Source organism: Chitinimonas sp., from assembly GCF_041904975.1.
Taxonomy (GTDB): domain Bacteria; phylum Pseudomonadota; class Gammaproteobacteria; order Burkholderiales; family Chitinimonadaceae; genus Chitinimonas.
In genome coordinates, this window is record NZ_JAYRLZ010000219.1 from 1 (window position 1) to 7325 (window position 7325).

The 7325-nt window shown below is 63.6% G+C and carries 4 protein-coding genes; all 4 read right to left on the bottom strand.

The genetic code is table 11. From position 1 onward, the window contains the following. The coding region (locus tag ACE3OH_RS16975) for an aminopeptidase (RefSeq protein WP_374355716.1) at positions 1 to 814 on the bottom strand (814 nt) is incomplete at its 3' end. 116 nt (positions 815 to 930) lie between these two features. Then, entirely contained in the window at positions 931 to 2097 is a 1167-nt protein-coding gene (locus ACE3OH_RS16980) for a benzoate/H(+) symporter BenE family transporter (protein WP_374355719.1), read from the bottom strand. A gap of 132 nt (positions 2098 to 2229) precedes the next feature. After that, positions 2230 to 3282: a diguanylate cyclase gene (locus ACE3OH_RS16985; RefSeq protein ID WP_374355722.1), complete on the bottom strand. Its 1053-nt coding sequence runs from the start codon at positions 3280 to 3282 to the stop codon at positions 2230 to 2232. Between the two features lie 124 nt (positions 3283 to 3406). Continuing rightward, positions 3407 to 7063 carry a GAF domain-containing protein gene (locus tag ACE3OH_RS16990; RefSeq protein ID WP_374355725.1) on the bottom strand — a complete coding sequence of 1219 codons (3657 nt, stop codon included), beginning with the start codon at positions 7061 to 7063 and terminating at the stop codon, positions 3407 to 3409. Positions 7064 to 7325 lie beyond the last annotated feature (262 nt).

Consider the following 7325-nt stretch of genomic DNA (forward strand, 5'->3'; position numbering starts at 1 on the left):
CAGCCAGCTGTTTCAAAATATCGGCCTTGGCAGCCAGCTTCACCGCATCGCTGTCCTTGCTGCCATATACCGCCAGTAACTGCTTGCGCGCCCCATTCATCATCTGGTGAAACGCCTTCTGCCGCGCCTCGCTTTGCTCGAAGCGGCCCTGCACGCTCGGTTTGTTTTCATGCTCCAGCCAGCGCAGCATGCCTTCTTGCTCTACCGCCGTGGCAAATGCTTCGTTGAAGCTGCTGTCGTTCTGCACGTAATAGAGCTGATGCGATAGCTCATGGAATATCAGCCGCACCATCGCCAGCTCGCCATAGCGCACCGTGGTGTTGAGCAGCGGATCGTTGAACCAGCCCAGGGTGGAATAGGCCGGAATGCCATACATGAATACATCTTCGCCCGCCGCGCGACGCTCGTCGGCATAGCGAATCGCTTCGGCCTCCTTGTAATAGCCACGGTAGGCCAGGCAGCCGGCAATCGGAAAGCAGCTCTCCAGCGGTCGCATCGACAGGGCCGGCGTGCTGACCACATTCCACAATACATACTCGCGACCCAGATCGGCATAGCGGGTATAGCTGCCATTATCGGGCAGATGCAATTCCGAGATGGCAAAGGCGCGGATCCGCTGCGCAAGGCGCAGGCGCTCGGCCACCACGGGCGGCGTGGTCGGATCGCCAAGCAGCTCGCCGATGGGGCGGGCACGATTGAGCACCTCGGCCTCGCCGTCGGCGGCCTGGCTGACATACTGGATGGTGCTACAGGCGCCCAATAGCGCGGCAAGGATCAGCGCGAACAGCAAGCGAAGTGATACAAATTTCAGCATGGCGTGAGCTTGAGGCCAAGCGTGCACGGGCGCAAGCGGGCCGCCCGCCCGGCACGGTCGCCACGGCATCCATGCCACACATCATGCAAGGGGGCGCCGCAGCAAATCTGGCCCGCTCAGGACTTGGCCGCCTTGGCACCAAGCAGCCACCAGGCCAGCGCACCGGCCAACAGGCCCCAGAATGCCGAGCCTATGCCCCACAAGGTGAGGCCGGAGGCGGTGACCAGGAAGGTGATCAGCGCTGCCTCGCGCTGGCTTTCCTCGCGCACCGCCAGGGCCAGACCGCTGGCCAGCGAACCGAACAAGGCGATGCCGGCCACGGCGAAGATCAGCTCCTTGGGAAAGGCCAGAAACAGGGCGCCAATCGAGCCACCCAACAGACCGAGCAGCAAATAAAAGGCTCCGGCTGCAACGCTGGCCAGATAGCGTCGCGCCGGATCTTCATGCGCCTCGCGGCTCATGCAGATGGCGGCGGTGATGGCAGCGAGATTCAGTGCAAAGCAGCCAAATGGCGCCAGCAACAGATTGATCAGCCCGGTCCAGCCAATGATCGGTGAGATCGGTGGCTGATAGCCGGACGAGCGCAATACCGCTACACCGGGAATATTCTGCGAGGCCATGGTGACGATAAACAGCGGCAAGCCCACGCCCAGCAATACCGGCCAATGAAATACCGGCATGGTCCACACCGGGCTGGCAATGGTCCAGCGCAACGCCTGCGGGTGCAACAGACCTTGCCAGGCCGCCAATACGCAGCCCAGCAGCAGCACCAGCACCACAGCCAAGCGTGGCTGCCATCGCTTCATCAGCAGATAGGCGACAAACATCGGCAAGGCCAGCCACAGCTGGTTCTGCATGGCGACAAACACATTCATGCCGAATTTGAGCAGCACGCCGGCCAGCATCGCCGCGCCGATGGACAGCGGAATATGCTTGATGGCGCGCTCGAACCAGCCGGTGACGCCAAACAAGGTGATCAAGGCTGCCGAGAACACAAAGGCGCCCACTGCCTCGGCCATGCTGTGGCCCAGCAGGCTGGTGGCCAGCAAGGCGGCGCCCGGCGTAGACCAGGCAGTCACCACCGGCACGCGATAGCGCAATGACAGGCCGATGCAGCTAAGCCCCATGGCAAAGCCCAGCACCATCAGCCACGACGCCAGTTGCGCCGCATCGGCGCCGGCGGCATTGGCCGCCTGGAACACAATGGCCGCCGAGCTGGTATAGCCGACCAGCACAGTGATAAAGCCGGCCACCAGCGAGGGAAGTGGAAGAAAAGCGCGCATGGCAGAAATGGTGTGGACGCGGAAGCAGCAACAATAGTGCGGATACGGCGCCCGCTGCCCGGTACAGCCAGCAGCCACAAGGCGGTACAGTCGGTCGGAGGGAAGACGGCGCCAGCCGCCTCTGGGCCGGCTTCAGCCTGACGTTGCCTTACCGCTGCCATCGCCATCGTCGGCGGCCAGCATCACCCGGTCGCGCCCGGCTTCCTTGGCCCGATACATGGCCTTGTCGGCCCGCGCCACCATGGATTCCGCCGTATCGCCGTCGCGATAGCTGCATACACCGAAGCTGGCGCTCAATGGGCCGGTCACGGTGAAGTCGTACTGCCCGATTGCCTGGCGCAGTTTTTCAGCCACGATCTGCGCCGCAGCCAGCGGGGTTTCACGGCAGATGACGATGAATTCCTCACCACCCCAGCGCCCGACCAGGTCGGTCTGCCGCACCCCATCCTTGAGCAGGCGACCGATGTCAGCCAATACCAGATCGCCAGTCTGGTGGCCGAGGCTGTCGTTGATCTGCTTGAAATGATCGACATCGAGCATGATCAGCGACAAATCACAGCGATAGCGCTGGCAACGGGCCACTTCTTCGGCCAAGGCGGCATCGAGCTTGGCGCGATTGCCAAGCCGGGTGAGCCGGTCGGTCATCGACAGCCGCTCCAGTTCCTGGTTTTTTTCCAGCAATTCGCGGGTACGCTCCACCACGGTCAGTTCCAGCAGGGAGTTGTGTCGCTCCAGCTCGCGGTTGACGCGCTTGAGTTCCTCGTTCTGCCGCGCCAGATCGCGCTCTTGCCGGAATGCCTTGCTGGCGGCCTGGATAGTGAGCATCAGATCGGCATTGTTGAACGGCTTTTCCAGAAAGCGGTAGAGATTGGCCTCGTTGATGGCGCGCTTCACCCCTTGCAGATCAGACTGGCCGGTGAGCAGGATCTTCACCGCATCGGGGTACTGGCTGTGCATCTGCACCAGCAGCTCGTCACCCTTCATGCCCGGCATGATGTAGTCGCAGATCACCACCGAGATGGCAACGCCCTCCTGGCTCAGCTCGGCTGCGACCGCCAGCGCTTCCTCGGCGCTTTCCGCCAGCTCCAGCGTCCTGCCACGGTGGCAGTGCTTGTCGAGCACGGTCCGCATTGCCCCGAGTATGGTCGGGTCATCATCCACACACAGTATCGCCTCATGCTCCATATCCGGTTTTCCTTGGCGAAGCGCTGAATCAACCCACTGGCGCGCGATCCGCGCGCTCCCCCGAACAGCGCGGGGTGGAGGGAGCCGGGTCGAACCGCAAACGTGTCCACCGCAAACCCGGCCCCTAATTGCCCGGAACCGGCACCGCCGGCCGGACACGCATGTCGCCCGGCCCATCCACAGCGACAGCTGTGCCTTCATCGGTATAGACCCGGTTCTGGGCCGGCTGCAGGGGCAATATCACGGTAAAGGTGCTGCCCAGCCCCGGCTCGCTGCGCACCACGATGCGGCCGAGATGCTTGCGGACGATCTTGCGGACGATATCGAGCCCGAGGCCACTGCCCTCGCCTTCCGGTTTGGTGGTGAAAAACGGCTCGAAAATGCGCGAGCGGATATCCGGCGCAATGCCGCAGCCGGTGTCCTCGATTTCCACCACCGCGTGATGGTGATGCTCGAACAGCCGCACCGTCAGCGTGCCCCGGTACTGCATGGCGTGCAGGGCATTGTGTATCAGGTTGGTCCACACCTGGCGCAACTCATCGGGAAACGCCAGCAGGGGCGGTACGCGGGAAAAGCGCTTGATCAGTTCCGAGCCTTGCTTGATGCGATTGCTGTACAGCGTCAGCACCGTTTCCAGGTTTTCAGCCAGATCAGTTTCCCTGGCCTGATTGGCCGCACTTTGCCGGGTATAGGACTTGAGCGCGAAAACAATGCGCGCCACCCCATCCACCGCCACATTGATATTGTTGGCATTGCTGACGATGCCGGCGAGGCTGGCTGCAGTGCTCAGCATGCGCTCGGCCTGCTCGCTGCGCAGCAGTGGCGCGACCATGTCCAATTCGTCCACCGCCAGCCGGCACTGCACCAGGGCCGAGGCGACGCGGCGCGCATCGTCAATGCCCATGCTGTGCAAGCGGAGAAGCATCGCCCTGACCAAGGCCCGCTCTTCACTGCTGCTCAACACCCCGGTCAAGCGGTGTTGCAAGGACAGCAGGGTCAAAAACGCCTGCGCCTCGCGCTCGTCCAGCGTGCGTAGCAGCGGCGGCAATTCGCCCAAGGCGAGCCCGAGCGACTCGACAATGCTCTGCCCGCCAGACTTGATCGCGGCAATCGGCGTGTTGATCTCATGGGCAACATTGGCCACCAGCTGGCCCAGCGTCGCCATTTTCTCCTGCTGCACCAGCTGGGTCTGGGTCTGGGTGAGCTGATGCAGGGCGGCGACAGTCTGTGCCTTGGCAAGCTCGGCCGCCCGATAGGCATCGCCATTGGCCAGGGCAATCGCCCCATAGGCACACAGGGTGCGGAAGATCATGCGCTCGCGCTCGCCATAGGCATGCTCGCGGGTCGACTGGATCGACATCACCCCCAGCACCCGCTCCTGTACCTGCAGCGGCGCAAACAGGCGGGTGCGGATCGCCATATCGCCCGGCGCCTGCTCGATCAGTATCTCGCTGCGCGTCGCCACCGCCTCGGCCACGGCAGCCGCGTCGGGATCTGAAGGGCCGGCATCGGCCAACGCGCCGCCATATACCTTGAGCATGGCCTGATCCGTGTCGCCATGGCGATAAATGGAAAACACCGGCGCATCGAGCAGCTCGCCAACATGGCGATGCAGTGTCTCGAATACCAGCATGACATCCAGCGTGGCGGTGATTTCGCGGCCAATATCGCCAAGAATGCGCAGCGTTTCGGCCGATAGCAGCAATTCCTTGACCGCCTTGCTCAACCCCTCGTTCACCTTCTGCAATTCGCCAGTACGCTCGGCCACCGCCATTTCCATGGCGCGATAGGCATCGGCATTGGCCAGGGCAATGGCGCCATAGGCGCACAGGGTACGGAAGATCATCTGTTCGCGCTGACCATAGGCGTGCGCACGCGCGGCCTGGATGGTCAGCACACCCAGCAGACGCTCACCGACAATCAGCGGCGCGTACAGGGCCGACTTCATTTTGCGCAGGCCGGCAGGATGGGTGGCATCGCTATCGGACAACGCCAGCAAGCGTTCGCTGCGCTCCCGCGCCACCTCGGCCACCTGCTCAGGGGCATCCAGCGCCAGCTGCCGAGACGGCAAGGCCACGCCATCATGAAATGCCAGGGTGCAGCTCAGCGTCTTGCCGGAATCATCAAGCCGGTACAGTGCAAAGCCTTGCGAGTCGAGCAGCCGCGTGGTGTGCTGGTGCAGTACTTCCACGATCACCTGGGCTTCCAGCGCCGCCGTGATATCGCGGCCGACATCACCCAGCTGGCGCAGGGTGTCGGCCGATGCGGCCTGCTCGGCAATCGCCTGGTTCAGCTCATAGTTGCTCAGCAACAGCTGCGAGGTCTGCTCGGCAATCTCCTCCTCGGTCAAGCGGCGCATCTCTGCGCTGGCGAGGGCGATTGCCGCGAATACCGACAGGGCATCGAACACTGCCAGAGCGTCCGGACCGTAGGCGTGCGGGCGCGGCGACTGCACCGTGATGGCACCCAGTACCCGGTTGCGCACCAAGAGCGGCGCATACAGCAGGCTGAGGGTTTCGCGGGTGCCCGGTATCTGCGGCACTTCACCGGGCTGCTTGTTGGCAACAATGGTGCGGCGCTGGCGAAAACAGCGGTCTATCGCCGAGTCGGCAAGGACTGGCGAGCTGAAGCCGGGCATCGGCCTGCCATCCTCGATGCCATAGACCAGCGTGCGGCGGCTGCCTGTTTCGTCAAAGCTGAACACCATAAAGGAATACGCATCGAGCAAACCTTGTGCATGCAGATACAGCGACTCGAAAACCGCATGGCTATCGGCGCTGGAGGCTATCTCCTGGCCTATCGCCAGCAGGCCTTCAAAGTTCGCGCTGGCAGCGTGTTGCTGCTTGGCATGGGTAGCTTTGAGCTGGTCAATTTCGCTCAGCCTTGCCCTTTGCTGCATCGCTTGCGCCTGCGCGAAATCAGCTTCCAGCGCGATCACGATTTGCTGCGAGTCGGCGGCAGGGGCCGACGCGCCGCCCTCCGATTGCGCCAGAGCGGTATTGGCGGCCGCAATACATTGCGGATTGTGCAACGGCGCGGCAATGGCCAGTGCCCGACGCGCCCAGCGCTGAGCAGCGGCTGCAGCACCGATCAGCAGCAGCATCTCGCTGCCCGCCAAGGCAAAGCGGCAGGCGGAAAGCCGGTCGCCAACCGCTTCGGCCAGATCGACGGCCTGCATACAGGCCGCAGCAGCCTCGCCATGGCGCGCCAAGCGGTGCAGGGCTGCCGCGCATAGCGCCCGCTGCCAGCATGCCAGTGCGGCCGGGGTGCTGTCTGCCGGCGGCTCGGGCGGCACGGGCGCATCTTCACCTTGCTGTAGCTGCACATAGCGCAGTTGTGCGGCAGCAATCGCCTGGCGCAGCGTATCGCCCCCCTTGTGATAGGCATCGATCGCTGCCTCCAGGCTGGCCTGGGCCGGCTCGCCGCGCAAACCCAGCAGGCGAGCCTGCAGCAAGCAGGCATCACCGCAAAGCAGCGCATCGTCCAGATTGGCTAGAACCGGCTGTAATGCTGCGATAGCCCGCGCACTGGCTTCATAGCGACCATGCAGGCAATGCAGCTCCGCCTCGAGAAGTTGCAAGCGAGCAAGCTGGCCGGCCGGCGCTGCCAGCTGCGACGCGTCTGCATGCAGGCGTGCAGCCAGCTGCGCCGCCCGTTGCGGATCACGCTGGCGCAGCTGCCAAGCCAGTGCCAGGCCAGCTTGGAATTCGCCAGCCGGATCAGCCGCGGCCAGTGCTGCCTCGAGCGCTGGCAATGCATCATCGTCCGCAAACAGTTCCATGCGATCCTTCAAGTCACGCTGAACGCATCGGCTCATGCGCAATCTGCGCGATAGCGCCACTGTCGATAGGCAGCACCAGTGGGTGCTGCATGCTCAAGCAGTCTAGCAGGCGATTGCCGCTGCGCCGGCCAGACCGGCCTTTGGCACCATCGCCGCCTGCCTGATTGGCTCTCGGCACGCCGGCAAAATGCCCGTATGGTCAGCCTCCCTCACCACCCAGCCCCGGATGCGACCATGCACGACCTCAGCCACTGGCAAGCCC

What these genes read in the sequence shown, in the direction of transcription:
- ACE3OH_RS16990 (WP_374355725.1), bottom strand. Translation starts at nt 7,063, where the DNA reads ATGGAACTGTTTGCGGACGATGATGCATTGCCAGCGCTCGAGGCAGCA.
- ACE3OH_RS16980 (WP_374355719.1), bottom strand. Translation starts at nt 2,097, where the DNA reads ATGCGCGCTTTTCTTCCACTTCCCTCGCTGGTGGCCGGCTTTATCACT.
- ACE3OH_RS16985 (WP_374355722.1), bottom strand. Translation starts at nt 3,282, where the DNA reads ATGGAGCATGAGGCGATACTGTGTGTGGATGATGACCCGACCATACTC.